This window comes from Sphingomonas elodea ATCC 31461, assembly GCF_000226955.1.
GTDB lineage: Bacteria > Pseudomonadota > Alphaproteobacteria > Sphingomonadales > Sphingomonadaceae > Sphingomonas > Sphingomonas elodea.
In genome coordinates this window covers 17,797-41,556 of the sequence record NZ_AGFU01000029.1, presented here as the reverse complement: position 1 = coordinate 41,556, position 23,760 = coordinate 17,797, and the positions used below count along the sequence as shown (strand labels likewise).

The window sequence follows — 23,760 nt, the reverse complement described above, 5'->3', positions numbered from 1 at the left end:
CCCCTCCCCTTCAGGGGAGGGGTTGGGGTGGGGGACTCTCCACGGGCGCTGGTCTCGGTGAGACACTGCCCCACCCCAACCCCCTCCCCTGAAGGGGAGGGGCTTAAGGCTGTTTAATGTGCGAAGGTGGCCTGGCCGGTGATCGGAGCGGACACGACGGGGGCCTCCGATGCTGCCGCCGGCGTGATGGTGCCGGCCTTGGGCTGCACCTTGCCGCCGGGCTGGGCGAACTGGGTGCCGGCGATCACCACCTTGTCCTGGGGCGCGATGCCCGAGCGGACGATGCGGAGACCGTCGACCACCGGACCGAGCACCACGGGCTTGGGCACCACAATGCCGTCGGCGCCGACGGTGAGCACAAGCTTGCGCGCCTGGTCGGTCTGGATCGCGGCATCGGGCACCAGCAGCGCCTGCGCCTTGCCCCCGGCGGCGAGGCGCATGTTGCCGAACATGCCCGGCGTCAGGAACATGTCCTTGTTCGACAGCACCGCACGGGCCCGGATCGTGCCGGACTTGGGGTCCAGCCCGTTGTCGGTGAAGTCGATCTGGCCCTTCCAGCGATACTCGCCTTCGTCCTGCAGCCGGATCTCGACCGGGCTGGCGGACGACACCGCCGCCCGCTTGGCCTTGAGGAACAGGGCCTCCGAGCCGTCGAAGGTGAAGTAGATCGGATCGAGCGCGTTGATCGTGGTGAGGAGCGTACCCCCCTGCCCTTCCCCGGCGGCGACCAGATTGCCGGGATCGACCTTGCGATCGGAGATGCGGCCCGAAATCGGCGCACGCACCTGGGTGAACTCCACGTCGAGCGCACGGGCGCGAACCCGGGCCTCCGCCGCGGCGACAGCGGCAGTGGCCGCGCGGACGCGGGCCTGGAGACGTTCGACATCGCTCTTCGACACGGCCTCGACGCTGACCAGCCGCTGGGCGCGGTCGAGGTCGGAGCGGGCAAGCGCCAGATCGCTCTGCGCGCTCGCCACGCCCGCCTTGGCCTCGGCGAGCGCGGCGGTGAACGGACGCGGATCGATGGTGAAGAGGAGCTGGCCCGCTTGCACGATCGCGCCGTCCTTGAAGTGGATCGCGGTGACGGCACCCGAGACGCGCGGCCGCACCTCGACGGAGCGGCTCGCCTCGAAGCGGCCGACATATTCGTCCCACTCGTTGACCTCGCGCGCGAGCGGCGTCGCGACGGTGACGACGGGTGCGGCCGGCGCAGCGACGGCAGGCGCGTTGCGCCCGCTCATCCCGAAGCCGGCGGCGACCACGCCCACCGGCACGACGACCAGCGCCGCCTTCTGCCAGGCGCGCAAACGCTTGGGGCGGGTACGTGCCGCCGCCTCGCCCTCAATGGGCGTATGCATGTTCATGATGGTTCCCCTGATTCAGCGCCGCGCGACCGCGGCTGATGCTGGTGAGCAGCGTCTCGAGTTGGCCCGGCGTATAGCCGGCCTCGTAGAATCGCTGGATTTCGGACTGGGGCACCCGGAAGCCGCGATGCCAGGAGACGACCGCGATGCGGCGCAGCGCCTCAAGCTTGGGATCGGCCAGCCGCGGATTGCCGCGCTCGCCGCCGAAGATCATGCCGAGCGCAATCGACAGCCGGCTCGGCGCCTCCAGCGAGGACATCCGGTCGCGCTGGGCGATGGCAACCACCTGCCATTCGAGCGCGCTCAGCTTGGTTTCCTCGCGCGGCGTGGCGAGGAAGGCGGGGAGCGCGGCGGCGTTGCCGGCCATGTCGGTGAGATCGAGATATGCCATGATGCTTCTCCCTCGGTTGTACCGACGGCGAGCAACGCTCCGCCGTTCCCGCAAAACCCCTTTGGCCGCAGGCGTCGGTAGGATGTGTCGTGGATGCGCGACACCCAGCGCCGCGAATTGCTCACAGCGTTCGGCTGCTCTCACGAAAGAGCGCGCGTGAATTGAACCGACGTGCGCGTGGAAGCGAGCGTCGTTACTGGACGATTATGGAAGGTTCGAGCCTAGGGCTCACCCCGTTTCTTGCGTGCAAGCCGGCGCATGTCCGCGTCTCCGTCTGCCCCGCGAGCCCCGAGAGGCGGCGGATCACTTTCTATACCAGTCGGTATATAAGTCGCGCTGCGGTGCGTCAACAGCCTTTTTATACCGGTCGGTATTTTTCTTCGCAAGCAGGATTTCGCATGACCGAAACGATTTATCGTGCCGGCCACATGGCCAGGCTGGTCTGCACGAGCCGTTCGAGATCGGCGCAGGTCGCGCCCGATCCGCCCTGCAGTGCGATGCCCTGGATCAGCGCGATGATATAGGCGGTCAGCCCTTCCGGATCGGCAGTGCCGGGAAGGTCGCCTTCCGTCCGCGCCCGTTCGAACCGGGCGACGATCGCCCGCTTTGCCGACTCGCCGCGCTTCAAGACTTCCTCGCGAATCGACTCGGCCTCCACGCCGCATGCGACCGAATTGATCACGCCCATGCAGCCCTTGGGATCGCTGGTGTCGCGCTGCCGCTCCAGCGCGCCGCGGAGCAGCGCCTCCGCCACGCCGCGCGCAGTGGGTGCTTCCAGAGCACGTCCGATATAGCAGAGTTTCTCGCGCTCGTAGAGGTCCAGCGCCTTGCAGAACAAGGCTTCCTTGTTGCCGAAGGCAGCGTAGAGGCTGGGCCGGGTGATGCCCATCGCTTCGGTGAGATCGGTCAGCGAGGCGCCTTCATAGCCCTTGCTCCAGAAGATGCGGAGCGCCGCCGTCAACGCCTCGTCGACATCGAACTCGCGGGGGCGACCCTTGGCTACGGTACAGGCTGCGGTTTTCATAACGAGCGGTATATAACCCTCCTTGCCGGCAATTGCCAGCTTGGTGCGCCCCTCAGCCGGTGATCCGCCGCGGCTTGGGCCGACCCGCCGCCAGCAAGGTGGCGATCTCCGCCGCCGGCACCCCCTGGCTGAACAGGAAGCCCTGCATCGTCGGGCACCGCTCGCGCCGCAGATGCTCGAGCTGCGCGTCCGTCTCCACACCCTCCGCCACGCAATCGAGATCGAGCTGGCGCGCGAGATCGAGGATGCTGTGGACGATCGCCGCGGTTCCCTGGTCGCCTATCAGATCCCGCACGAACGAGCGGTCGATCTTGATGCGGTCGAGCGGGAATCGCCGCAGATAGCCGAGGGATGACCAACCGGTGCCGAAATCGTCGAGCGAAAGCACGACGCCCAGCGCCTTCAGTTCCCCCATGATCCGCAGGGTCGCCTCGCCGTCGTCGAGGGTGAGGCTCTCGGTAAGCTCGAGTTCGAGCAGTTCCGGCGCGAGCCGGCTGCGCTCCAGCGCCTCGCGCACGGTGCGGACGATGTCCCCCCGGTAGAATTGCTGGCCGGAGAGATTGACCGCGATGCGGATCGGCGGCAGCCCCTCCGCCTGCCATGCCGCGGACTGAGCACAGGCGCTGTGCAGCACCCAGCGTCCGACCTCGACCATCCGGCCATGTTCTTCGAGCAGCGGGATGAACAGCGCCGGGGCGATCAGCCCCTGTTGCGGATGCTGCCAGCGCAGCAGCGTTTCGATCCCGGTCACCTCGCCGGTGTCGATCGACACCTGCGGCTGATAGTGCAGCACGAACTCGCCACGTTCGCACGCCCCGTGCAGATCGTTGGACAGGGCATGCCAGCGTTCCGCCGCGATGCTCAGGTCTCGGCTGAACAGCCGGTAGCTGCCCCGCCCGCGCCGCTTCGCCTGGTACATGGCGGTATCGGCGGCCTGGAGCAGGGCGGCGGGATTGTCGCCGTCCCCGGGATAGAGGCTGATGCCGATGGTCGCACCGGCATGCAGCTCGCGGCCCTGGACCATGAACGGCGCATCCAGCACCTTCAGCACGCGCAGCGCCAGTTGTTCGGCATCGCCCGGCCCATGGAGCGCGCCGGCGGCGATCACGAACTCGTCGCCACCCAGCCGCGCGGCCGTATCGCATTCGCGCAGCACCGTGCGCAGACGCCGTGCGACCTGTTCGAGCAGTTCGTCGCCGATGAAATGGCCGAGACTGTCATTGATGTGCTTGAAATGATCCAGGTCCATCAGCAGCAACCCCACCTGGCGCTGGTCGCGCCGGGCTTGGGCGATCGCCTGCTGCAACCGGTCCATCAGCATCGTGCGGTTGGGCAGGCCGGTCAGCGGATCGTGCAGCGCCAGATAGCGGAGCGCCTGTTCGGCTGCCCGCCGGGCCTCGATCTCGGCTTCGAGCACCGCGGTATGCGCCTCCAGGTCCTGCCGGGCGCGGCGCAGAGCGAGATGCGTCCGCACCCGTGCCAGGACCTCCTCCAGCTGGAACGGCTTGCTGACATAATCGACGCCGCCCGCCTCGAACGCGGCGATCTTGTCGGTTACGTCGGCAAGCGCGGTCATGAAGATCACGGGAATGTCGCGCGTGGGCGGATCGGCATGCAGCCGCCGGCATACCTGCAGCCCGTCCAGATCGGGCATCATCACGTCGAGCAGGATCAGGTCCGGGCGGGCGAACCGCACCCGCTCCAGCGCCTCATAGCCGCCGAGCGCGACGAGCACCTGATAGCCCTCGCCCTCCAGATGGTCGACCACCACGCCCACGTTCACGGGGTTGTCGTCGACGATGAGGATCGTGGCGGCGTCGTTGGCGGCATTGGCGGTCATCGCGCGTCGCTCCGGCTACGCTTGGCTTCGATCAATCGCAGCACCTTGGGCGACTGATAGGCGGCGGCGAGCGCCTCGAGGTGGCGGGCAAAGGGCGCATGGGCCGGATCGCGCGCGGCGATCGACTCGGCTTCGCGGCGGATCGCACGCATGTTGCCGGCCCGGGCGTGGACCAGCAGGGCCTCAAGCACTTCGTCGGGCGGTGCTACCAGCGCTGCATCGTCGGTGGCCGGCAGCGGCGCGGGCGGCGGCGCGAACACGCGGTTGAGGCAGGCGCCGAGCGCGTCGAGGTCGACCGGTTTCTCCAGCAGCTGGATCGCACCCGCAGCCAGCGCCTCCGCTTCGGCACCCGCGCCGACAGCGCCGCTGATCGCAATCACCGGCACGTCGCGCAGCACCGGATCGGCCTTGAGCCGCCGGATGGCGTCGAACCCGCCCATTACCGGCATCTTGAGGTCCATAAGGATCAGCCGCGGCCAGGCGATGCGGGCCGCGTCGATCGCGGCAAGGCCGTCGCCGGCGACCCGGACAATGAAGCCCCGCGCCTCCAGATAGGCACTCAGCAGCGCCGCATTGGCAGGATCATCGTCCACCACCAGCGCGCCCACGCCCGGGACCGACAGTACCGCGGAATGACCGTCTTCGGGTGCCAGCGCGGCAAGCCCGCAGGCAATCTCCGCGCGGAACCGGCTGCCCTGGCCGGGGAAGGTCTCGACGGTCAGCGCCCCCTGCATCGCCTGCACCAGCTGGCGGGTGATGCTGAGGCCAAGCCCGGTGCCGCCGCCGCGCTGCCGAGCGGCACCGGCCTGTTCGAATGGCAGGAAGATACGCTCGACCTGGTCGGCGGCAATGCCCGGGCCGGTATCGGTCACGTCGATCCGCAGGCGCACCTGGCCCTCGCCCCAGCCCGCCACGCCGACGTCCAGCCGAACCGAGCCCGCTTCGGTGAACTTGATCGCATTGCCGAGCAGGTTGAGCAGGATCTGGCGGACGCGCTTGCCGTCGCCGATCACCCGCGCCGGCACATCCGGCTCCACCGTCGCCGAGAAGGCGAGCCCTTTCTCTTCCGCCCGAAGCCGCATCATCGCCACCACCTGGTCGATACAGGCCTGGAGGTCGAGGGGCGCCGGCAGCACCTCCAGCTTGCCCGCCTCGATCTTCGACAGGTCGAGAATGTCGGTGATCAGCGTCAGCAGGTGCGTCCCGCTCTGATGGATCGTCTCCACCGCCTGGCGCTGGCGCGGGGCGAGGTCTTCGCGCTCCAGCAACTGGGTATAGCCAAGGATCGCGTTCAGCGGTGTGCGCAACTCGTGGCTCATATTGGCGAGGAATTGGGACTTGGCGGCGCTGGCCGCCTCGGCGGCGGCGCGCGCCTCGGCGAGCGCCATCGCAGCGCGGGCCTGCTGGCGCTGTTCCGCCTCATAGGCGCGACGCACCGCAAGGAAGCGGTAGACAAGCGTGACCGCGGCGATCAGCATCCAAATGCCGACGATCAGCAGATACCATTCGGTCGAGCTGACCAGAATGCCCTCGAACTTCAGCTCCTCGATCATGGCCGAAAAGTCGCCGGTGGTCGGCGGTCCGGCGGAGACGAAGTCGATCGCGACGACGTGCCGCATATCGGGCACCCGCGTGTCGGCGGGGAGCTTGCGCTGCGCCATCCACCAGGAATCGGCGGTGAACTGCGCCAGCGGCAACGTCACCTCGTTGATGCCGGTGTGCACGTCGAACTCGGTGCTGACCGGCATCGTGCTGTCGCCCGCGTCGCGGCGACTATAGGCCGGATCAAAATTCTTGAGCGTGAACTTCAGGCGACCCGGCTTGCCCTGATACCGCAGCCGGATATGCACGCGGTCGAAGCCGGAGAGATCGAGCGGCTTGCCCCGATACTTCATGCCGTAGCCGCAGAAGGCATAAGCGGCCCCGGCGCGCAGCGAACATTGCCAGGCGAGCGGTTTGCTCCGCGTAAAGCCGGTCGTCGATCGGCCGCCGCTCGACTGATCGGAATAGCCATAGGCATCGAAGTTGGTGGCGATGGAGGGTACGGACAGACGCGTGGAGGTTATCGTTTCGCGCCCGAGCACCCCGACGAAGGTCAGCACCAGCAGCAGGAAGATCGTGGCCTCGAACCGTAGATTGGGCCAGCGCGCACGCATGATATTGGGATCTGGGGACGACGAAGGCGAAATGGGCACCACGCAACTCCTGCCGGAAGTCGGCGTGGTAGAAGTCTAGTATTAAAATCCGACAAATGAAGTTCCGTGAAAAGACCTACCTTCTACTTACAACTATTTGCATATAAAAGATTTTTTGCAAGAAGGCATTGTTAACCATTCGTGCGTGTGGCGCGCCGGGAGGCTCCGACGCGCCACACCGGGTCTCAGGGTCGTACGCCGCGAACGCCGTTCAGCACCGCCAGCGCGGCGATTCCGAGGAAAGCGGCACTGGTCCAGGGGCGCACCTTGGCAAAGCTCTTCGCCTTCTCGGTGATGGGGGCATCGCCAGAGAAATGTGCGCGGATGTCATCCGTCAGCGCAGTCTTCCCGTTCGACACGGTCGTGGTCGCTTCGGTCATGGTCGTCTCCGTTGGTCCGGGCGCGGAGAACCCGCGCGCGCCTTCTCAACGCGCGCGGGTGGCTCGGTTTCCGCCCAAAACAAAGGTCCCGGCCTTTCGACCGGGACCAGGAGTCGTCGGGGGACGATGCGGTTCGGGGATCAGAAGTTGAAGCGCACGCCGAGCCGATAGGTGCGCCCGATGGTGTCGTAGAGCGCCGGATTCACGTCGAGGCCGGTATTGGTCTGCGGCGACGGCGCGGGATCGACGTTGAACAAATTGTCGACCTTGAAATAGGCCTGCACGCCGCTGGTCACCTTGTACGTGCCGCCGACGTCCACATAGAAGGCACCAGGCATGAAGTTGCGGCTGATCGTCGGGTTGTTGCCAGTCGAAGCCGGGCAGTTCGTCTGGCAGACGACATATTGGTTGCCGAACACGCCGTCCGAGAACCAGCGCTCCTGCACCAGCAAGCTGAACTGATCGTTGTCGTAGGTCTGGATCGCCAGCCACTTCCAGTTCGGCGTGGCACCGGTGTTGGCGCCGGCATTGTCCACCGTCGCCACCCCGGCGATGCCGGCGCGGACCAGGAACTCGCTGACATGGGTGCCGAGCGCACGCACCGTGAAGTTGCCCGGCAGGCCCAGCGGCCGCGCCCAGCGATAGCTCGCCTCGATGTCGAAGCCGCTGGTCTTCCAGCTCGCCAGATTGAACGGTTGAACGTTGATGAAATTGCCGCCCTGGGTGGGGCTGTTCAGCACGAAGCCGCCGCAGAACGCCTGGTTGCCCTCGAAGCAGAAGCGGACGATCTGGTCTGCCGACAGCGACGAGACCACGCCGGCCAGCTTGATCGTGTAATAGTCGAACGACAGGCTGAGGCCCGGCAACCAGCTCGGGTTGGCCAGCGTGACGCCGGCAACGGTGTTGCGGGCGATTTCCGGCTTCAGATTGGCATTGCCCACGGTGTTCTGGAACGCCTGCACCGCGACGTTCCGGAACGGATCGTTGAAGTTCGGCAGCGTGGTCACGGTCGGCGCGGCGAACAGCTCGGACAGGTTCGGCGCACGCACGTCGCGCGAGGTGACCGCCCGGAAACGCAGCCCGTCGATCGGGGTCGACCAGGTGCCGCCGATCTTCCACGCCCAGACCGTGCCCGAGGTGGAATAGTTGGTGACGCGCCCGGCGCCGTTCAGATTTGCCTTGCCCAGCCCCTCATTGTCGAACAGCGGCAGGTTGAGCTCGGCGAAACCTTCCCAGACGTGATACTTGCCGCCGCCATTCTTGTAGTTGCCGGCCGCCCAGTTGCTGCCCTGCGCAGAGTTGAGCAGCGGATCGGCCGGATAGGCGGCGCTGGTCGGGCTGATCGCGCTGACGCCGGCCCCATACGGATCGGCGTTCACTCGGTAGAATTCGCGGCGATACTCGCCGCCGAAGGCCAGGGTGAGCGGGCCGGCCCAGAGATCGACCAGATTGCCCGAGACGTTCACGCTGGCCACGTCCTGAGTCAGCTTGGTGTGCTGGAACGGGCCGTTTGCCGGGGTGACATAGGCAAGGGCGGAAGCCGAGGGCGTGAAGCCGCCGAAAATGTTGATCGGCTGGCATCCGGCAGCACGTGCCACCGGATCGGCGCAGACGATCGCGCCGTTCAGGGCGATGGCGTTGGTCGCGGCGACATAGCGATTCTGCAGGACGATGTCGTGGACCAGGATGTCCGAGATGGTGACGCCATGCTCGTAATAGGCATCGTAGTTCCACTGGCCACCGACAACGTCCAGCTTGCCCTTGGCGCCCAGCACGCCGCGATACTGGCGGCGATCGGTATAGACCTGGGGATCCGGGAAGGAGGCGTTGCTCGACCCGAAGTTGAACGAGGTGATGCCGGCACTGGAGCAGCGATCGCGCACCAGCTGCGGCAGATAGGGGTTGGCGCACTGCACAGTCAGGTTCGGCCGGTTATAGCCCGGGCTCGGCTGGTTGTTGGTCTTGACCTGGCCGATGTTGAACGTGCCGTAGAACTCGTTGCTCGGCGCGAACTCGTATCCCACGCGGGTGTAGCCGACGACGCGCTGGAGCTTGGAGACAAGCGATGCGCCCGAGCCCGGCGCGCCGGTCAGGTCGCCGCCGACGCAGAAGCTGTTGCCCGGATAGCAGTTGCTCACCCGGCCATTGCCGAGCGGCTGGCCGCCCGAGCCGTACTGGAAGTTGTACGGGTTGCCGTTGACGTCGAACGCAATGCCCTGGAGCGGGCCGTTGTTGATCAGCCCGTAGCGCGAATACTGATAGGGCTGGGCGAAATCGCTGTAGACGAACTGCGGCGAGCCATTGTTGGTCTGGCCGGTGTTGAACAGCGTGGTCGCCTTGTACCAGTTGCGGCTGCGCGCCTGGTCGACACCGAAGTCGCCCGGGCCGACGCCACCATCATGGGCATATTCGCCGCTGACGATCAGGTGGAGCTTGTCGTCGGCGAACGACTTGCCCCAGGCGCCCTGCGCCAGGATCTGCTTGTTGTCGCCATAGGTGGAGATACCACCCTGGATGTTGCCCTTGAAGCCGGTGAACTTGGTGTCGGTGATGAAGTTGACCACGCCGCCGACCGCGTCGGAGCCGTAGGAAGCGGAGGCACCGCCGTTCACCACATCGACGCGCTGCACCAGCAGCTGCGGGAAGAGGCTGATATCGGGTACGCCGGTGACATTGGCCGCCGCGACGCGCTGGCCGTCGAGCAGGGTCAGCGTGCGGATGGCACCCAGGCCGCGCAGTGAGAACGAGCTGAGACCCTGCTGGCCGCTGGAGGTGCTGAACGTGCCCGTCGCCGCGCCGGTCGAGCCCTGGAGCGAGGGCAGCTGGGCTATCGTGTTGAACAGGTTCGGCTGGGCATTTGCGGCGATCTGCTCCTCACCGATGACCGTGGTCGGGGTCGGTGCGGTGAAGCCGCTGGCGACGATGCGCGAGCCGGTGACGGTGATCTGCGCAGGTTCCGCATCCGCAGACGTCTGGTCCTGCGCCGGTGCCGCCACGGGTGCGGGGGTCGCGCTGGTCTGCGCTTGGGCGGTGCCGGCCAGGGCCATCGCGGCCAGCGCGATCAGGCTGGCGCCACCAAGCTGGCGATGCGGTGTGAAAATCCCCTTCATGCGACGAACCCCTCCAATGTTCTCCGGGCGTTATCCGACCCGTGGCGATACTGCATTCGTTGCTAGTCCCGCCGGAGGCCGCCGACACCTACGACATAGGTGGTAGACGGCCGCGCCACGTCTTCAGGGGCGTGCCGCGTAGAGCGCGTGATGGGTCAGGATGAACAGCGTGCGCTTGTCCGCACCGCCGAACAGGATCTGCAAGGGACGCTCCGGCACGTCGATCCGGCCGACCTGCTTGCCGTCCGCGCCGTAGACGGACACCTGCCCGTTCGCGACATAGACGCGCCCGTCCGGTGCCACCGCCACGCTCTCCCCGCCGCGATCGGCGAAGGGTCTGAGGTTCACCAGCGTACCCGAGGGTCCCACCGTGCCGGTGTAGGTGATGTTCTCCGACCCGTTGGTGACGAACAGACGCTCGCCCGGCTTGCCGCCGACCAACCCGTTGGCGTTGAGCGCGTGCGACCAGCGCCAGCCGACATGGTCGGTCGGCCCCTGTTGCCACACGCGAAAGGCCGGCAGCGCGACGCTGCCGTCGGGCGAAACATAGGCCTTCGCCTTGGGCTCGCCCGCTTCCTTGGCGAACAGCTCGGCCATCGTGGTGAACTGATACGTCTGCTGGTTGAGCTGATCGCGGAATTCGCCGTTTGCCCACCAGTTCACCGGCAGCAGCGTCGTCGCCGTGTTGCCCGCGGCAACGGGTGTCGCCTCGATGCGGGTCAGCTGGTCGCGCGGACCATCGGGATCGATCGAATAGACCGCGCCCTTCGGCCCCAGCGACGACAGCACCAGCAGGTGGCCCGAGCCATCCGCAGCCAGGTTTACCGGGTCGAGGGCGTGATCGCGGATCACCTCCAGCCCCTTGGCCTCGGTCCAGCGCTGAATGCGCTGGAAGCGGCGATCGATGAAGTAGAGGCGGCCCCGTGCGTCCACTGTCGCCCCGGAAATCGAATAGAAGCCGTCCTCCAGTTTCTCCACCTTCGCCGTAAGCGGCTTCTCCGCCTCCTGGCGTTCGACCGCGCCGATGTCGAGCCGGGCAAACTCGCGTTCGCGTACCAGCCTTTTGCCGGTCACGTCCTGGATTGCGTTGTCGAACGGATATTTGCTGGCGCGCAGGAAGGTACCGCAGCCCTCGTCGTCACACGCCGCATAGCCGCTCTCGGCGTTCACATGCACATTGCGGAAGCGAATATCGGCGGAATTGAACAGCCGCACCGCGCTGAGCGCCGGATGGTAGCTGCGGGTGACTCGATAGCCATGATAGTTGGCGAACAACAGGTTGCGCGAGTTGCGGATCTCCAGCGACACGGCGTCGGGGCCGTCGCCAACTTCCTGCTCGGTCTGCGGCGCAAGGAACTCCCAGTTCTGCACGTTGTCGAGCACGAACTCGTTGCGGACGTGATGCTCCACCGACATCTCGTACACATGCCCCGGCGTGCTGGTGTTGGTCACATAGAAGCCCGCCTGAGCGAAGGTGTTCGGGCTCCACACATCGGTGAAGGTACCGCCGCCATTGTCGGTAACCCAGATGCTCGGATATTGCGCATCCCACCGGCCGTCCGCGACCGGATCGCCGCTGCGCGCCTGCTGGATGCCGAGCGGCTTGCCGTCCGCGGTCGGTGTGCCGCCGCCGCCCATGATTTTCACATCCTGCATCAGGCTGTTTGCGCCCGAACGCCACAGCACCGCCGAGGCGCGCGGGTTCACCCGCCCGGTGAACAGCCCGAGGCCGGAGAGGATGTTGTCGCCGGCCTGCGGGGTCTCGAGGATAGGCACCACGCTCCCCAGACCCGCATGGGCGGGATTGTTGTCGGGGATGGTCAGCTGGGTGATCGCCGGGTGCAGACCGATCAGCACCGTGTCCGGCCGCAGCGTCAGCCGGTCGGTGACCCTGTAGAAGCCGATCGGGAGGTAGAGGACACGGTTGCCGTCGATCGCCTTCTGGAGCGCGGCGGTGTCGTCGGTCGTCCCGTCGCCTTTCACGCCGAGCTTCCGGACGTTCACCCATTCCGCCATCGGCGGCAGCGCGCGAATCGCCGGGTCGCGCGTCGGTGGCAGGCTGCCAAGCGGCGTAACCTCGGCCTGAAGATCATATTTCCCCATCTCGCCGGGCGCAGGAACCTTCAGGCCATAGGAAAAGGCGCCGACGCGGTACGCCCTTCCCTTCCCCGCCACGGTCTTGCCGCTCTCGCGGAAGCGGGCGAAGACCGGGCTGTCGATCGCCACCGCATTGTCGAAGCCCACTTGCGTGAAGACGTTGTTCTCCTTGGAGATCACCACGCCGGCCTTGGAGACGCGCTCGAACCGCACGTCCTTGCCGTAGAGCGAATCCGAATAGCCGCGATCAATCTCGATCCCCACCGGCGTGTCGCGGAACGCGACATTGACCAGCGTCAGGTCCACCTCATGCTCGCGGATCGCCGCCTCGCGCTGGCCGTCGAAGGTCGCATCGATCAGGGTGAACTGCCAGGCGGGCGAGGTCTTCTCGGTGACGATACCGTAGCGCCCGCCCTTGAACGCCACCTTCTCCATCACGTTGCCGGCCTGATAGACGCCGGCAAAGCCCGATCCGATGCGGAACTCCATGTGGCTGAGAAAGGCGTGCTGCGCCATGCGGAAGCGCACGCCTGCGGCAGCCGGATTGCCCGCGCCGATCTCGATGTCGATATTGCTCATCGAGGAATAGAAGGTTCCCGAATTGGCGTCGCGCACCACCTTGTCGCGCGGCACCACGGTCGGCACCGGCACCGGCACCTTGCCCACGGCATATTGGTCGTCGCCGCCGAACACGATCATGGTCGAGACGCCCTGCTGGAAGCCGGGCGTGTTCGCGCCAAGCAGGATTACCGGCCGCGTAGGGCCGACGCCATAGATGCGCACGCCAGCCGGCACCACCAGCGTGCGGGTAATGCGGTAGCGGCCGGAGGGCAGGAAGACGATGCCGTGCCGCGTCGCGTCGCGCGCATCGTCCAGCGCCGTCTGCAACGCAGCCGTGTCATCGGCCTTGCCGTCGCCCTTGGCCTTGACGGTCACCGCGCGCGGCTCGTCGGGAGCGGTGGGGAAGATCGACGCCTGTTGCGCCAGAGCGGGCGCAGTAAGCGAGGTCGCGACAAGCAATCCGGCCAGCAGGCAGCGCATATCCATCCCCAATCTATCCTTAGCCTTTGATTGCATTGGCTAACCCGTGCCGTGCGGGGGAACATCTGCGACCAAGGTCGTAGTTTTCAGCACCCGCGCAGCCTTCCAGAAGCGGGCCGTCCCCTTTCCGGAGCCCTGCCCCCATGCCCAACCCGTCCGATCGCCAGCCCGCGCCCGCGGCCGTGATCGTGATGGGCGTCAGCGGCTGCGGCAAGTCTACCCTCGGCGCCCTCCTCGCGGAGGCGCTGGGCTGTCCCTTTCTGGAAGGCGACGCCTTTCACGCCCCCGAGGCGGTCGCGAAGATGCGCGGCGGCCAGCCGCTTACCGATGCCGATCGCTGGCCCTGGCTCGATCGGTTGGCGGAAGCGGCAGCGGAGTCGCTTGCGCGGCACGGCGTGGCGGTAGCCGCCTGCTCCGCGCTACGCGGCATCTATCGCGAGCGGTTGCGCGCCCGCATCGGCGGGCAGGTACAGTTTGTCCTGCTCGACGCCGCGCGCGAACAGCTCCTCGCCCGCATGGCAAACCGACCGGGACATTTCATGCCAACGAGCCTGCTGGACAGCCAGCTTGCCACGCTGGAGCGCCCGAGCCCGGCGGAATCGACGCTGATGCTGCACTGCGACCTTCCCCCCGGCACCGCCTGTGCGACGGTATTGGCGCATCTCGGGAGACCCGCGGTCAGGGCATGAGCCGCCGGCGCCCCTCGCCCAGATGCCAGCGCATCGCCAGCGCGGCACGTTCCGGATCCTGCGCGCGGATCGATTCCACGATCACTTCATGTTCATGGAGCATCACCGCGACGACCTCGGCAGAGCGCGAGCGGGAAATGTCCACCCCCGCCTGCATCACCTTCTCCACGTCCGGCCAGAGCGCGTCGAAGGCGTGCTGGAAGGCGTGGTTGCCGGTTGCATCGGCAATGGCACGGTGCAGCTCGCGGTCCTCGACATGTGCCGGCGCACTGGAGAGCAGCGCGGTGCGCAGGCCGTCCAGCGCGGCCTCCAGCGCGGCCATCTGCTCGGGCGTACGTCGCACCGCCGCCAGCCGCGCCGCCTCCGTCTCCAGCACGAAGCGCACTTCATAACTGCCGAGCGTCACGGGCAGCTCGGCGAGCGGCATGAATGCCGATAGCCGTTCCGACGGACGCCCCTTCACGAAGGAACCGGCCCCGCGCCGCACTTCGGTGATGCCGTCGGATACCAGCCGAACCAGCGCCTCGCGGATGATCGCGCGCGAAACGCCGCACATCTCCGCCAGTCGCGCCTCGGACGGCAGGCGATCGCCCACCTCCAGACCTTCGGATTTGATCCATTCGACGATCGCCGCATAGGCGTGATCGGATAGGCGCGGCTGACTCATCGTGCGGTGCCACGCGCCGTTGCAGCTTCCATGCCCCTCCCCTGTCCGCACCGGCATCTCGACGCAGGAACTTATCAGACAGGTTTATGCAAGACCGTCTGATTATGCTAGATATCTTTCTCAATTTCATCCTTCAGGGCCGAAAAGGGCTTGAACCTGTCCTACAAGCCTGTGTAGTTAACGTTAACGAATCTGGAGGCGCAGCCTCAGCGAACGGATCGACGAGGGAGAGAGGGCATGCAGGCCGCTACGCAACGGACACAGGCTGAATCCATCGCTGCGGACGTGTCGGCGCCGCCGCGCCTCACCCCGACCCAGATGCAGGTATTGCGCTGCGTGCATTCCGGCCTGCTCAACAAGCAGATCGCCTATGAGCTCGGCATGGCCGAAGCGACGGTGAAGGTCCACATGACCGCGGTGATGCGCAAGCTCAACGTGCGAAATCGGACCCAGGCAGCGATCGTCGCGGGCCAGCTCGGCTGGTCCCACGGCTGAGCGGTCAGGCCGAAAGCAGCCTGCGCTCGAGCAGCGCCTGGAAGTCCCGCCGGCCATCCGCGACCAGCAGCACGAAGACATGGTCGACGATCACCCGGTAGATCAGCCGATAGGGCGGTGCGACCAGTTGCCGAAATTCGCGGATGCCGAGCGCGTCCAGTTCGGCCGGAACGCCCCCGCGATCGGGAAACGTCTCCAGGCTCTCCACCTTTGCCAGCATCAGGTCCAGGAACGCATCGGCCTGTTCGGGAGAACGATGCGCGGCGATCCAGCCATGAATGTCAGCCAGGTCGGTCTCGGCACCGGCGGTGAGATAGACCGTATGGCGGCCGCTCATGCCGTGCTGTCGCCCCCGCCCTTTCGCAGCCGCGCAATCGCTTCTCGGGCCGGAACCACGCGCCCGGCGTCGACGTCGCGCGTTCCGAGCGCCAGCAGCTTGAGCAGGGCCAGCGCTTCTTGGGTCGCCTGATAGCTGGCCACATCCTGCAGCACCGCCCGCGCCTCGCCATTTTGCGTGATCACGAGAGGTGCACCGCCCTCCGCCAAACTCCGCAGCACGTCGGCGGCATTTGCCTTCAGATAGCTGACCGGCTTGACCTGCTCCGAATAGCGCATCACGACTCCAGACCGATAATGGTCCGAATATAGTCTTCGCATCGGATCTGAGCAATGGGAACTACAGAACATTGCATCGCGGCCGCAGTCACCTTGCCGATTTGAACGAAATCTGACATATGCTGCGCAACACTCATTCAAGCGCGCGGGGCGAAGCACGAATGCATTCAGACATCGAACGGATCAGTGAACTTGCCGACGCCGGCGAGCGCATGATCGAACGACTGCGCCGTAAGGCTTTCCTACCGGAAAGCCGCAAGGGACTCCATGTGCGCTTCGGCATTGCCGAAGCCGCCCAGTTGCTTGGCTGCTCGACCAACCGCATCCGCATGGCCGAGGAGGACGGACGCCTCCCCCCGCCCCCGGCGAGCGAGAATGGCCGTCGGCCGGGCTACACCGTGGAAGAACTGCTCAACATGCGCCGCGTGCTGGGCGCCTCCCCTGCCCGCGCGCCCCTTGACGTGCCGGCGATCATCGCGGTGCAGAACTTCAAGGGCGGTGTCGGCAAGTCCACGGTAACCACCCATCTCGCCCATTATTTCGCGGTGCAGGGCTATCGCGTGCTGGTGGTGGACTGCGACAGCCAGGCGACGACGACGACGCTGTTCGGCTTCAATCCGCACTTCAACATCACGCGGGAAGAAACGCTCTACCCCTATCTTTCGATCGACCCCACCCAGGCGGATCTGCTCTACGCGGTCAAGAAGACGCCCTGGCCGAATGTAGACCTGATCCCGTCGAACCTCGAACTGTTCGATGTCGAATATGAGCTGGCAGCGGCGGGTGCAGACGGTGGCTCGATCCTTGCCACCCGCTTCCGCAAGCTCAAGGCAGGCCTGTCGGATCTCGCCCGCGACTATGACGTGGTGATCCTCGACCCGCCGCCCGCGCTCGGCACGATCAGTCTGGCGGTGATGCAGGCGGCGAACGCACTGCTCGTGCCGCTGGCGGCGACCACACCCGACTTCTGCTCAACCGTCCAGTTCCTCTCGATGATGGACCAGGTGCTGCATCAGCTGACCGAGGCGGGCATCGAGGTGCAGTATGATTTTGTTCGCCTGATCTGTTCGAAGTTCGACGGCAACGACCCCAGTCACGCCATGGTTCGCCAGATCATGGAGCAGGCGTTCGGCCCTGCCCTGCTGCCGGTGCCGATCCTGGAATCGGCCGAGATCAGCCACGCCGCGATGCGGATGATGTCGATCTATGAGCTCGATCGGCCGATCGGTACCGCGCGCACCCACAAGCGCTGCAAGGCCAATCTCGATGAGGCGCTGGGGCAAGTGGAAGCGCTGGTCCGCCGCAATTGGGGCCGGGTCACACCGGCCAGCGAAGAGGATGTCGTCAATGAAGCGGCCTGATTGCGCTGCACCCGGGCAGAAGGGCTGAACCGTGGCACGTACCCAGAAGGATTATCTCGCCGACCTGCTCGCCGAGGACGCAGCCCCGGAGGCTGCGGCGACCGCGGCGGAGCCGGCACCAAGCCCCTCCCCCGCTCCTGAACCCGAGCTTCCGGCCCGTCTGGCACGGACACGCGGCACGACCTTGCTCGGCCGCGAGTCCGCGCTTGCCCGCGTCGCCTCCGGAGAAGTGCGCCAGGTTACCCAGCTTCTGCTCGATCCCGCAAAGGTGCGGATCTGGCCGGGGAACGCCCGTGTCTATGGCGACCTTACCGAGGAGAATGTCCGCGAACTGATCGACTCGATCGTCGCGGAAAACGGCCAGAAGGTCCCTGCCGTGGTGCGCCGGATCGAGGGCGATCCACAGCACGAGTACGAAGTGATTGCCGGTACAAGGCGGCACTTCGCGATTTCGTGGCTGCGCGCGAACAGCTATCCCGACATGCAGTTCGTCGCGCAGGTGGCGCAGCTGGATGACGAGGCAGCCTTCCGCCTCGCCGATCTCGAAAACCGCGCCCGCAAGGACGTGTCGGACCTCGAGCGCGCCCGAAACTATGCCGAGGCGCTCAAGGCGCATTACGGCAACCACCTCACCCGCATGGCGGAGCGGCTGAAGCTGTCCAAGGGCTGGCTGTCGAAGATGATCAAGGTGGCGGGCATCCCCGATGCCGTTATCGCAGCCTTTGCCTCGCCGGCGGACGTGCAGCTCAAGCCCGCCTATCCACTCGCCCAGGCGCTGGACGACAAGGCGGCGGCAAAGGCGATCCTGGCCGAGGCGAAGGCTCTGGCGAAGGAGCAGGCGGAGCGCCGCGCTTTCGGGCAGGCCGCAGTACCCGCAGCCGACGTGCTGCGTCGGCTGATCGCTGCCCCAACCGGATCTTCGCCGCGCGAGACATTGTTCTTCTGGTCTGGACCCACAGGTCGGACAGCCCTCAGCATCTTGTCCGTCAATCGCCAAGGTGTCACGGTACGCCTGCATGCGGGCTCGGGGGCCGACCGCGAACAACTGGTGGACGCGCTGCGCGAGGCGCTTGACCAGCTCGACCGAGAAGGTCGCGGACTGCAGCGGTGATGCCGTTTCCCTGGGGAAACCGCGGCGATCGGGCCAAGCGGTGTTTTCCCGGGGAAACGCCGCCGACGCGATTTGTCAGGGTCGGTGACAGCGCGAGCCGCTGGCGGTTGCCCGGGTGCCCAAACGACTATCTCCGCCCCCCCCAAACGCCGTCCGCTACCCCCAGTAACCATCCGTTTCCCCCGGGAAACACCCTCCCCGCCCGCCAAGCCGAGGCAGCATGACCCAAGCTGATCGCAAGTCGATCCCCGAGCAGTTCGACCTTTTCCTTCCCTATCTCGCGGACATGCCGCTGCGCGACCAGCGCGAGATGATGGAACGCCCCTTCTTCAGCCTCGCCAAGACCAAGCGCGTGAAGCCGATCGACTACAAGAGCCCGGACGGCAAGCTCTGGGTCCATGTCTCGGCAAATCCCGACTACGGCATGGCGACGATCTGGGATGCCGACATCCTGATCTACTGCGCGAGCGTGCTCGCCGACATGGCTCGGCGCGGACGCAATGACATTCCACGCAAGCTCCATCTGATGCCCTACGACCTTCTGCGTGCGATCGGGCGGCCGACCACCGGCCGGGCCTATGAACTGCTCGGACAAGCGCTGGACCGGCTCGTCGCAACCACGATCAAGACCAACATCCGAGCCGAGAACCGTCGTGAGGCGACCTTCAGCTGGCTCGACGGCTGGACCCAACTGGTCGACGAGAAGACGGAGCGGTCGCGGGGTATGACCATCGAGTTGTCCAACTGGTTCTACGAAGGCGTGCTGATGACCGGCGGCGTGCTGTCCATCGACCGCGCCTATTTTGACCTGACCGGCGGACGCGAGCGTTGGCTTTACAAGGTTGCGCGGAAGCATGCGGGCGGAGCAGGGGAGACCGGATTTGCAATCTCCATGCCCACCCTTTTCGAGAAGTCAGGGGCGGAGGGGCAGTACCGCCGATTCAAGTTCGAGATCGCCAAGATCGTCGAACGCGACGAACTGCCCGGCTATGCGCTCACCCTGGAAACCCCGGCGGGCAAGCGCGAGCCGAGCCTGCGGATGCGTCGCCGGTCGGAAGGGGAGGGGACGCCGCCTGCCTCGAACCGCACCGCCACGCACCGCGCGCACGCGCCTGCCGCCAATACACCGGCGGAAGATGTGCCGATCGACGCGGACGCGCGCGCGCTGATCCGCCGTTCGCTCACCAGCCTGGCTACGCGCGGCACCAGCGGCATGGTTGCCGACGCCACGCTGGAGCTTCTCCGCCGCGAATGTCCGGGATGGGACTATCAGGAACTGCACCGCCAATTCCGCGACTGGGTAGAGGCGGATCCCGCGCGGACGCCGGCAAACTACCAGAACGCGTTCATCGGCTTCGTTCGCCAATGGCACGCCCGGCACAAGCATCAGCTCCGATGAGCGCGACGCGGCTGCGTTCCCGAAGTGTCGGGCGTGCCGGTTTCGTTTCCGAAAGGGCTTGCCGACGTGATCGAAATTTGAACCTCTTCCGTCGCCTGTCGGACCCAACTGATTCAAGTTCCGCCCCGCGGCCCCGGAACCATGCCGTTCTGCCGCACCTTTGCATGGGTTATCGACCCATCGGGAACACCCATCGACCCTTTGGGAACGGTCTTTCGACCTTTCGGGAACGCAGCCTTCGACCCTTCAGGAACGCCATGTCGACACAATGGGAACACCGCATGTCGCGCGACTCGTGCATTTCCGCTCTCTTCCGTGTGCCCGCAGCTCGATTAACTCTGTAACGAATCAGGAAACTCTCTAACCTTGCGTGAGATTTTCTCTTTTGAAGATTGGGAGAAGATGCCTGCTTCCATCGATGTCGCCGACCTGAGCGCGAGGATGCTCGGGCGGCGCACCGTTATCGCCGCTGCGTTGATCGCACCCACTCTCGCACGCGCTTCGACAGCGCGTCTGGTACACCGGGACGACTTCCGCGACGGACTCGCGAATTGGGTTGTGGAATGCGAGCGTCCAGGACGGATTGCTGCAGCCGATGGCAGGCTGGATATCGATGTCCCGGCCGGCGTCACGCTGTGGTTCAGGCATCGCCTCCATGGCCCGCTCGCCATCGACTATGTCGTGACCCCCGTTGCTGAGGGCGGCCCCAACGACCGGGTCAGCGACGTCAACTGTTTCTGGATGGCGCAGGACCCCCAGGCTCCTGGCGGGAATGCCCTCTACAAACCTCGGACCGGTGCCTTCGCGGACTACGACATGCTGCGTACCTATTATGCGGGGATCGGTGGGAACGGGAACAGCACGACCCGCTTCCGGCGCTATGTCGGAGAGCAGGGCACCCGGCCGCTGCTGCCGCAACATGACCTCCGTGCACCTGAGACCTTACTGCAAGCCAACCGGCCGCTGCATCTTCGGTTGATCGCGAACGGCTCCCATATCGCGCTGCTACGGAACGGGCGGCTCTGCTTCCTGCTGGAGGATCAGGACCCCTACCGCCAAGGGCATTTCGGTTTGCGGACCACCCAGAGTCACTTGCGCGTCGAGCGTCTCCGCATCTGGCAACTCGGCCGATAATATTCACATTGTGGGTTAACCTATCACAATGTAAAACGATCGGCGATTCAGGTTCTTCGGGAGAGGCCAGTGCAACATGCCATACGGCGCCGATCGCTACTGCAAGCAGCAACCGCCGGTCCGCTCCTCGCTGCCGTCCCCCTTCCCCGCCAAGGCAAGATCGTCGCCGATGCCGCCTGGATCGACGCGACAAGCCCATCAGGACAGGTAGAGGGGCAAACCTTCGGCCTCGCATGGCCGCAGGGGGCCCTGGCTGACCGGACACCGCTCCAGGCGATCACCGCGGCCGGGGAAGCGCTTCCCCTGCAAAGCTGGACGCTGGCGCGGTGGCCGGATGGCTCGCGTAAGTGGACCGGACATGCAATCCCGGCCGCCTCCCAAGCGCCGGCGTCGGTCCGGGTCCAACCCGGCGCCCCGGCCGCGCCCGCGACGCCGGTGGTCGTGCGGTCGACCGAGGAGGTGGTGGAGATCGATACTGGCCCGCTACGCTGGCGGATCGCGCGGAAAGGGGCCGTGGCGATCGCTGCGACAGGGGAGGGGGGGCGCATCCTGCTTGGCCCAACCGGACTGGTCGCAGAGTTGTGCGCAGATCGTGTCGACAGCCCCCGTATTCCGCTGGTCGGTCAGGTCGAGCGCCTCGATGTGGAGCAGCATGGACCGGTGCGCGCCGTGGTCCGTATCGACGGGAAGCATGTCGGTGCCGGCCATAATGTGCTGCCGTTCACTCTGCGGATCGAAATCTATGCCGGCTCGCGCGGCGCCCGACTTTTCCACAGTCTCGTCTATGATGTTGATCCCGATAGGTTCTTCGTCACGGGTATCGGGATTTCGGCGCAGGTGCCGATGCGGGGCGCGCTGCATGATCGACACATCCGGGTCGCAACCGGCGCGGAGACGATGTTCGCCGAAGCTGTCCGCCCGCTGACCGGCCTTCGGCGCGACCCCGGCGCCGCGTTCCGTGCGGCGCAGGTTGCGGGGAAGGCCGTGCCGCCGCTTACGGAGATGCGCGCGCCGGTGCCCGGGCTGCTCGAGCGGATTCCCGCGTGGGGCGGCTTCAGGCTCTGCCAGCTCTCCGCCAACGGCTTCACGCTTGCCAAGCGCACCGCCGGGGACATGGCATGGATCGACGCCGACGAAGGACGACGCGCGCCTGGCCTCGCCTATGTCGGTTCCCCCTGGGGCGGCGCGGCGATCGGCGCCCGCTGGTTCTGGCAACGCCATCCGAGCGAGTTGGAGATCGACGGTGCCGCCGGCGATCTTGCCCGTCTTACGGCATGGCTATGGTCCCCGCGGGCCCAGCCGATGGACCTGCGGCGCTATCACGGCACCATGGGCATGGAGGGCTATGACGCGCAGAATCAAGGCCTCGCCATCACCTATGAGGATTATGAGCCCGGGTGGGATTCGCCGTTGGGGATCGCGCGCACCAGCGAGCTGATGCTATGGGCGTTCCCGGCCACGCCTTCCACCGATCATCTGCGGTCGCTGGCCGCCACGGTCGCGGAACCGCCGCGGCTGATGGCGGATCCTGCCCAGCTCCACGCCGCCGGACTGTTCGGCGATTGGGGCCTTCCCGATCGCTCGACACCAATGCGTGCGGCGATCGAGGACCAACTCGCCCGGCTGATCGATTTTTATGCCGGCGAGGTGGACCGGCGCAGCTGGTACGGCTTCTGGGATCACGGCGATGTGATGCACAGCTACGATCCCGACCGGCATCAATGGCGCTACGATATCGGCGGGTTTGCCTGGGCGAACAGCGAGCTCTCGCCCGATCTGTGGCTGTGGTACAGCGCATTGCGCAGCCGCGACGCGCAGGCGTTCCGCCTTGCCGAGGCGATGACACGGCATACCAGCGAAGTCGACGTCTATCATCTCGGCCGCTTCGCGGGGCTGGGCACCCGCCACGGCGTCCAGCACTGGAGTGACAGCTCGAAGCAGCCGCGCGTCAGCAACGCCAGTTATCGGCGGATCTTCTACTATCTCACCGCCGACGAGCGCACCGGCGACCTTCTCCGGGCACTGGCGACGTCGCAGCAGGCGCTGCAGACCGTCGAAATCGGGCGCAAGGTGCCTGGTGCGGCGCGCGAGGCGCTGCCCGACGGGGTGATCGAGATGACCTTCGGCACCACCTGGGCGGTGCTGGCAGGGGCATGGCTAACCGAATGGGAACGTACTGGTGATCGGAAATGGCGCGATAGGATCATCGCCGGCATGGACAGCATCGGCCGCCTGCCGCGTGGCTGGCTGACCGGCAGCGCGCCCTATGATCTTGCAAGCGGCCGCTTTCTCGATCGGGGCGCGAAGATCCAACTCTCGCACCTGAACGCCGTGTTCGGGGCCGTGGAGATCAACGCCGAACTTCTCCGCCTGTTCGACGTGCCGCGCTATCGCGCCGCGTGGCTCGACTATTGTCGATGGTACAATGCCCCGAAGACGGACTGGCTGGCCAAGTGGGGAGCACCGTTCGGCCCGCGCAACCTGCGGGAGGCGCATTCGCGGCTTACCGCCACGGCAGCCCACGCCGCCGGGGATGTGGCACTGGCGGCTCGTGCTGCGGAGGAGTTCCTGTCCGGCGACGCCGGCCTTGGTCTCACCCTCGCGGATCCCCGTCGGGCGCTGCCGGGGGGCGGGGTGGAGTGGCCGGGCATCTCCACCAATGCCGCGTCGCAATGGGGGCTCGCCGCGATCCAGAACCTCGCCCTCATACCAGCCGCCCTCGATCGCGGCACGCCGCATCCGCCGCGCGGCGGGGCAGGGGAGTAGGGCCTGCTCCCCGACCCCCAAATTGGGCAGGAAGATGCTGGCGCGGCGCCCGGCGTCTTGCTCAAAGTCGTTCCACCTCAA

18 protein-coding genes are annotated in these 23,760 nt (G+C 66.3%); 7 read left to right on the top strand and 11 right to left on the bottom strand.

Annotated elements, in window-relative coordinates; all coding sequences use genetic code 11:
- Positions 1-113: 113 nt before the first annotated feature.
- From KK7_RS0110090 to KK7_RS0110055, 8 genes are all read right to left on the bottom strand, one after another.
- The gene (locus KK7_RS0110090; protein WP_010544526.1) at positions 114-1,364 is read right to left on the bottom strand and encodes an efflux RND transporter periplasmic adaptor subunit; all 1,251 of its coding nucleotides are present in this window, start codon (positions 1,362-1,364) and stop codon (positions 114-116) included.
- The gene (locus KK7_RS0110085) at positions 1,342-1,755 is read right to left on the bottom strand and encodes a hypothetical protein (protein WP_010544525.1); all 414 of its coding nucleotides are present in this window, start codon (positions 1,753-1,755) and stop codon (positions 1,342-1,344) included. Before KK7_RS0110085 ends, KK7_RS0110090 begins: the two co-directional genes overlap by 23 nt.
- A 412-nt stretch (positions 1,756-2,167) precedes the next feature.
- A complete protein-coding gene (locus KK7_RS0110080; RefSeq protein WP_010544524.1) occupies positions 2,168-2,779 on the bottom strand; it encodes a TetR/AcrR family transcriptional regulator in 612 nt (203 codons plus the stop codon).
- Between the two features lie 52 nt (positions 2,780-2,831).
- Positions 2,832-4,619, bottom strand: a complete 1,788-nt coding sequence (locus KK7_RS0110075; RefSeq protein WP_010544523.1) for a putative bifunctional diguanylate cyclase/phosphodiesterase — start codon at positions 4,617-4,619, stop codon at positions 2,832-2,834.
- Entirely contained in the window at positions 4,616-6,775 is a 2,160-nt protein-coding gene (locus tag KK7_RS0110070) for an ATP-binding protein (RefSeq protein WP_010544522.1), read from the bottom strand. The genes KK7_RS0110075 and KK7_RS0110070 overlap by 4 nt, the downstream gene beginning before the upstream one ends.
- A gap of 224 nt (positions 6,776-6,999) precedes the next feature.
- On the bottom strand, positions 7,000-7,194 hold the full coding sequence (locus tag KK7_RS0110065) for a hypothetical protein (protein ID WP_010544521.1): 195 nt from the start codon (positions 7,192-7,194) through the stop codon (positions 7,000-7,002).
- A 140-nt stretch (positions 7,195-7,334) separates the two neighbouring features.
- On the bottom strand, positions 7,335-10,304 hold the full coding sequence (locus KK7_RS0110060) for a TonB-dependent receptor plug domain-containing protein (RefSeq protein WP_010544520.1): 2,970 nt from the start codon (positions 10,302-10,304) through the stop codon (positions 7,335-7,337).
- Between the two features lie 123 nt (positions 10,305-10,427).
- Positions 10,428-13,448 carry a glycosyl hydrolase family 28-related protein gene (locus tag KK7_RS0110055; protein WP_010544519.1) on the bottom strand — a complete coding sequence of 1,007 codons (3,021 nt, stop codon included), beginning with the start codon at positions 13,446-13,448 and terminating at the stop codon, positions 10,428-10,430.
- 137 nt (positions 13,449-13,585) lie between these two features.
- Between KK7_RS0110055 and KK7_RS0110050 the strand changes: the two genes are divergently transcribed.
- Positions 13,586-14,131, top strand: coding sequence for a gluconokinase (locus KK7_RS0110050; RefSeq protein ID WP_010544518.1), 546 nt, complete (start codon positions 13,586-13,588; stop codon positions 14,129-14,131).
- Here KK7_RS0110050 and KK7_RS0110045 read toward each other — a convergent pair.
- A complete protein-coding gene (locus KK7_RS0110045; protein ID WP_010544517.1) occupies positions 14,121-14,798 on the bottom strand; it encodes a FadR/GntR family transcriptional regulator in 678 nt (225 codons plus the stop codon). The two genes, KK7_RS0110050 and KK7_RS0110045, sit on opposite strands and share 11 nt — an antisense overlap.
- Before the next feature lie 237 nt (positions 14,799-15,035).
- Between KK7_RS0110045 and KK7_RS0110040 the strand changes: the two genes are divergently transcribed.
- On the top strand, positions 15,036-15,293 hold the full coding sequence (locus tag KK7_RS0110040) for a response regulator transcription factor (RefSeq protein ID WP_010544516.1): 258 nt from the start codon (positions 15,036-15,038) through the stop codon (positions 15,291-15,293).
- Positions 15,294-15,297: 4 nt separating this feature from the next.
- Here the strand turns inward: KK7_RS0110040 and KK7_RS0110035 are convergent, their stop codons facing one another.
- Both KK7_RS0110035 and KK7_RS0110030 read right to left on the bottom strand, forming a co-directional pair.
- Entirely contained in the window at positions 15,298-15,630 is a 333-nt protein-coding gene (locus tag KK7_RS0110035; protein WP_010544515.1) for a type II toxin-antitoxin system RelE/ParE family toxin, read from the bottom strand.
- Positions 15,627-15,908 (bottom strand): type II toxin-antitoxin system Phd/YefM family antitoxin, encoded by a 282-nt coding sequence (locus KK7_RS0110030; protein WP_010544514.1) that lies wholly within the window; start codon positions 15,906-15,908, stop codon positions 15,627-15,629. The genes KK7_RS0110035 and KK7_RS0110030 overlap by 4 nt, the downstream gene beginning before the upstream one ends.
- A gap of 161 nt (positions 15,909-16,069) precedes the next feature.
- Between KK7_RS0110030 and KK7_RS0110025 the strand changes: the two genes are divergently transcribed.
- The 5 genes from KK7_RS0110025 (at position 16,070) to KK7_RS0110005 (ending at position 23,679) form a co-directional block, all read left to right on the top strand.
- The gene (locus tag KK7_RS0110025; protein WP_010544513.1) at positions 16,070-17,269 is read left to right on the top strand and encodes an AAA family ATPase; all 1,200 of its coding nucleotides are present in this window, start codon (positions 16,070-16,072) and stop codon (positions 17,267-17,269) included.
- 31 nt (positions 17,270-17,300) lie between these two features.
- Positions 17,301-18,380: a ParB/RepB/Spo0J family partition protein gene (locus KK7_RS0110020; protein WP_029623158.1), complete on the top strand. Its 1,080-nt coding sequence runs from the start codon at positions 17,301-17,303 to the stop codon at positions 18,378-18,380.
- Between the two features lie 220 nt (positions 18,381-18,600).
- On the top strand, positions 18,601-19,779 hold the full coding sequence (locus KK7_RS0110015; protein WP_010544511.1) for a replication initiator protein A: 1,179 nt from the start codon (positions 18,601-18,603) through the stop codon (positions 19,777-19,779).
- 366 nt (positions 19,780-20,145) lie between these two features.
- Positions 20,146-20,913 carry a DUF6250 domain-containing protein gene (locus tag KK7_RS0110010; protein WP_010544510.1) on the top strand — a complete coding sequence of 256 codons (768 nt, stop codon included), beginning with the start codon at positions 20,146-20,148 and terminating at the stop codon, positions 20,911-20,913.
- A 69-nt stretch (positions 20,914-20,982) separates the two neighbouring features.
- Positions 20,983-23,679 (top strand): exo-rhamnogalacturonan lyase family protein, encoded by a 2,697-nt coding sequence (locus tag KK7_RS0110005; RefSeq protein WP_029623156.1) that lies wholly within the window; start codon positions 20,983-20,985, stop codon positions 23,677-23,679.
- Positions 23,680-23,760 lie beyond the last annotated feature (81 nt).

Coding starts and splice junctions, on each gene's coding strand:
- KK7_RS0110050 (WP_010544518.1), top strand. CDS start 13,586: ATGCCCAACCCGTCCGATCGCCAGCCCGCGCCCGCGGCCGTGATCGTG.
- KK7_RS0110045 (WP_010544517.1), bottom strand. CDS start 14,798: ATGAGTCAGCCGCGCCTATCCGATCACGCCTATGCGGCGATCGTCGAA.
- KK7_RS0110025 (WP_010544513.1), top strand. CDS start 16,070: ATGCATTCAGACATCGAACGGATCAGTGAACTTGCCGACGCCGGCGAG.
- KK7_RS0110090 (WP_010544526.1), bottom strand. CDS start 1,364: ATGAACATGCATACGCCCATTGAGGGCGAGGCGGCGGCACGTACCCGC.
- KK7_RS0110055 (WP_010544519.1), bottom strand. CDS start 13,448: ATGGATATGCGCTGCCTGCTGGCCGGATTGCTTGTCGCGACCTCGCTT.
- KK7_RS0110085 (WP_010544525.1), bottom strand. CDS start 1,755: ATGGCATATCTCGATCTCACCGACATGGCCGGCAACGCCGCCGCGCTC.
- KK7_RS0110065 (WP_010544521.1), bottom strand. CDS start 7,194: ATGACCGAAGCGACCACGACCGTGTCGAACGGGAAGACTGCGCTGACG.
- KK7_RS0110075 (WP_010544523.1), bottom strand. CDS start 4,619: ATGACCGCCAATGCCGCCAACGACGCCGCCACGATCCTCATCGTCGAC.
- KK7_RS0110080 (WP_010544524.1), bottom strand. CDS start 2,779: ATGAAAACCGCAGCCTGTACCGTAGCCAAGGGTCGCCCCCGCGAGTTC.
- KK7_RS0110070 (WP_010544522.1), bottom strand. CDS start 6,775: ATGCGTGCGCGCTGGCCCAATCTACGGTTCGAGGCCACGATCTTCCTG.
- KK7_RS0110060 (WP_010544520.1), bottom strand. CDS start 10,304: ATGAAGGGGATTTTCACACCGCATCGCCAGCTTGGTGGCGCCAGCCTG.
- KK7_RS0110040 (WP_010544516.1), top strand. CDS start 15,036: ATGCAGGCCGCTACGCAACGGACACAGGCTGAATCCATCGCTGCGGAC.
- KK7_RS0110035 (WP_010544515.1), bottom strand. CDS start 15,630: ATGAGCGGCCGCCATACGGTCTATCTCACCGCCGGTGCCGAGACCGAC.
- KK7_RS0110015 (WP_010544511.1), top strand. CDS start 18,601: ATGACCCAAGCTGATCGCAAGTCGATCCCCGAGCAGTTCGACCTTTTC.
- KK7_RS0110030 (WP_010544514.1), bottom strand. CDS start 15,908: ATGCGCTATTCGGAGCAGGTCAAGCCGGTCAGCTATCTGAAGGCAAAT.